The following is a 2,961-nucleotide window of genomic DNA, read 5'->3' as shown; positions in this document are numbered from 1 at the left end:
TCGGCCGCGCTCAGCACGATCGACACCGCAGGCTTGCCCATCGCCGTACCCCTACCGATCACCTAAATGATCGTAGGAATTTCACGATCAGGGCACTAGCCCTAATTAATGGGTCCTGACCCTAGGATAGAGAGATCCCTTTCCATCGTACTTCCAGCCTCCCGTCGGCGAAGGCGTAGGTGTCGACATACTGTCCGGCCAATCCGCGCGTCACGTCGGTCTCGCGCAGCATGACCCGCTTGCGCTCGTAGGACAGTGCCAGCTGGCCACTCACGTAGCGCTGCTCTCGCCAGCACAGGATGTCACGCAGCCGCTCCGGAGCCAGGTTCAGCGGCCGGTGGAGATCGCCGGGCAGGGCAGGGGTGATGGCGAAGCGCGTGTTAAAGCGCTCCATGAAGCCGGGCAGGAAAGCGTTGCCGGCTGCGATACCGCTGATCCCGGCCAACCGCATTTCCTTGACCAGCCGGTCCTGCAGCGTCCGGTTAACCCGCTCGACCCGCCCCTTGGCTTGGCTCGAGTTGGCGAAAAGGATCTCGATGTTCAGCTCTGACAGGGCACGGCCGAACTGCGTCATGCCCTGGCCACCCTTGGCTTCCGGTCGAGTTACACGAAAGACGGAGTGCTTGTCTGAGTACAAAGCAATCGGGCGTCCATGCGCCTCCAGGTAGCCCTGCAGCGCCCCGAAGTAGGAGAAGGCACTCTCGCTCGCCGCAAAACACAGCTGCACCATCCGCCCGGTGGCATCGTCGATGAAGACCAGGAGAGTGCAAGGACCAGCACGATCCTCGAACCAGCGGTGCTCGCTACCATCCACCTGAACCAACTCGCCGCAGCGCTCGCGTCGAAGCCGCGGCGGATGAAACTGCCGGCGCTGCTTGCGCGACAGCCACAATCCAGCACCGGCCATCCAGCGGCGCAACGTCTCCCGAGAGACCGTCAGCCCATGGACGCTCCGTCAGCATCTCCGCTGCCAGCGTCGGTCCGAAATCTCGGTACCGATCCCGGATCAGGGCCAGCACCTGTTCACGAACGCCGTCACCGAGCCGGTTGTTCGCAGGACGCCCACGCGCCTGGTGCGCTATGGCACTGGCGCCGCCCTGGCGAAAGCGCCGCAGCAAACGGTGAGCCTGCCGGGTGCTGAGTTCCAGCATTGCCGCAGCCGAGGTCAGGCTGCGTGTACCACCCAGCACCTCCGTCAGAACCTCGACCCGGTGCAGTTCCCGCTCGCTTATCGTCACCCAGACCACTGCCAACCTCCCAGCCAAGGCTCACCTGGGGGAGGCTGACATTTCTGCTTTGCTCAGGGGTGACACTTTAGCTTTGCGCCTACACCCTGTGTTGCAACCCGTTAGAAATGTCCGGCCAGAAGCCAGATAGAAATGTCCATATCGGTGCTGTCCAACCCGAGAACGGGACCTGATCGTGCCTGAAAGGTTGAGCGAACTGCGCGGTTGTCTCAGCCAGCTATAAACGGGGTGGGCGTCCTCGTTTCCGGCCATTCGGAACGTAGCCGGCACGCTCACTATTGGTCCTGATCCGCGGCGCCGGCAGTGATTGTGCCTGCATCTCTCGCACCATTGCCATGGCCTCCGTCAGCCGCTTGTTCTCCACCACGGCCGTGTGGGTGACGCGCTGATCTTTGTCGAACGTCCGGTAAGGCAGGGACATGCCTTTCCATCGCACCTCCAGCCGTCCGTCACCGAAGTCGAACAGCTCGACGTACTGGCCTGGCAGGGTCTCCGTCAGCGCGCTGGCTCAAGGGTTAATAGCTTCCGCTGCCAGGATAGCTGGAGCTGTTGGCCCACGTAGCGAAACTCGCGACGGCACAGGATGTCCCGAAGGCGCGACAGAGGGATCTTGAGCGGCCGGTGCAGATTGGCGGGCCGGGCAGGGGGCAAGGCGAAGCGCGTGTTGAACCGCTCGACGAAGCCCGACAGGAACCGATTGGCCTCTTCGATCGTGAAGATGCCCTCTCGCTGCAGCTCCTTCGCCAAGCGGTCCTGCAGCGTGCGGTTTGCTCGCTCTACGCGCCCCTTGGCCTGCGACGAATTAGCGCACAGGATCTCGATGATCAGTTCCGCCAGCGCTCGGCCGAACTGCGTCATGCCCTGGCCGGCAAGTGCATCAGCCTTGGCCACCCGGAACACGGTGTGCTTGTCAGAGTAAAACGCAACGGGGCAGCCATGCTCCGTCAGGTAGCCTTCCAGAGCGGCGAAGTAGCTCTACGTGCTCTCGCTTGGCACGAACCGCAGTTGCATCAACCGGCTGGTCGCATCGTCGACAAACACCAGCAGGGTGCAAGCTGGGTGCTCCGGCCCGAACCAGCGATGCTCCGACCCATCAACCTGGACCAGTTCACCGAAATGCTCGCGCCTTGGCCGACTTTGGTGGAAGCGCCGTCGTTGTGCCCGGGTCAGCCAGAGCCCATCCTCGCGCATCCAACCCCTGAGCGTCTCCCGCGGCACCCGCAGCCCGTGCCGCTCGAGTAGCGCCTCTGACGCAAGCGTCGGGCCGTAGCCGGGGTAGTGTTCTCGAAGCAGCGCCAGAGCCTGCTGGCGGAGCGAGGCCGGACGGCGCCGGTTCGAAGGGCGGTTGCGATGACCGTGCACCAGGCCCGCAGCACCGCTCCTCCGATACCGCTCGACGAGGCGCCGGGTGTGGCGGGCCGTCAGGCCCAGCAGCGCGGCCCCGGACGCCACGCTCCGGCGCGCCTCAATGATCTCCGTCAGCACGCCCACCCGATGCAGCTCGCGCTCGTTCATCAGCACCCAACCCATGCCCGGCTCCTCGCAGGCTTCCCGAGCATGGGAGCCGGCGAGGGCCTGAGGACATTTCTACCCGGCTCGACACGGACATTTTAACCCGGGGCGGTTTCCAATCGAAGTGCGACGGTGACTTGGTCATGGAGCGCTACCTGGTGCAGGGGAGGTGAGGGCGGTCAGGAACGCCTCCTGGGGCGTT

The 2,961-nt window shown here is 64.2% G+C and carries 2 protein-coding genes and 1 pseudogene; all 3 read right to left on the bottom strand.

The genetic code is table 11. The features are described from left to right. Window positions 1-127: 127 nt before the first annotated feature. A pseudogene (locus FHS87_RS23075) lies at window positions 128-1,247 on the bottom strand (ISNCY family transposase); the annotation flags it as partial. 495 nt (window positions 1,248-1,742) lie between these two features. Beyond that, the gene (locus FHS87_RS23550; RefSeq protein ID WP_221300336.1) at window positions 1,743-2,147 is read right to left on the bottom strand and encodes a hypothetical protein; all 405 of its coding nucleotides are present in this window, start codon (window positions 2,145-2,147) and stop codon (window positions 1,743-1,745) included. 75 nt (window positions 2,148-2,222) lie between these two features. Next, window positions 2,223-2,777 carry a helix-turn-helix domain-containing protein gene (locus FHS87_RS23545; protein ID WP_221300335.1) on the bottom strand — a complete coding sequence of 185 codons (555 nt, stop codon included), beginning with the start codon at window positions 2,775-2,777 and terminating at the stop codon, window positions 2,223-2,225. Between the last annotated feature and the right edge of the window lie 184 nt (window positions 2,778-2,961).

The organism is Muricoccus pecuniae, from assembly GCF_014199205.1.
In the GTDB taxonomy this organism is placed as follows: domain Bacteria; phylum Pseudomonadota; class Alphaproteobacteria; order Acetobacterales; family Acetobacteraceae; genus Roseomonas; species Roseomonas pecuniae.
This window is presented reverse-complemented; position numbering and strand designations above follow the sequence as displayed.